The organism is Pseudoflavonifractor phocaeensis, assembly GCF_016901955.1.
GTDB lineage: Bacteria > Bacillota > Clostridia > Oscillospirales > Oscillospiraceae > Flavonifractor > Flavonifractor phocaeensis_A.
Genome location: NZ_JACJLC010000259.1, coordinates 1 through 283 on the forward strand (window position 1 = coordinate 1; position 283 = coordinate 283).

Here is a 283-nt window from a genome sequence, read left to right on the forward strand (position 1 = left end):
CTGGGCGCAGGAGGGCGTGTCCTGGGCGGTCGGCGCGGGGCTCATCTCCGGCAAGGGGGACGGCGTCCTTGACCCGCAGGGCGCCACCACCCGCGCAGAAGCCGCGGCGATCTTGCAGCGGTTTTTGGAAAAATAAACAGGAACGATGTGTTCCGGCTGGAGGGGTATCCGCTCCTCCGGCCGGAATCCTTCAGACGGAAAACACGGGGACAGTTTTTGAAATAACAATGTATATAAGGAGATGTTCTTATGCAAACAACAAAAACCATTACCAAACGCATAT

1 protein-coding gene is annotated in these 283 nt (G+C 56.5%); it reads left to right on the plus strand.

Annotated features, from left to right (window positions below; translation table 11 throughout):
• A partial coding sequence (locus H6B51_RS18590) for an S-layer homology domain-containing protein (RefSeq protein ID WP_204884839.1) occupies positions 1–136 on the plus strand: 136 nt, incomplete at its 5' end.
• Positions 137–283: the final 147 nt, after the last annotated feature.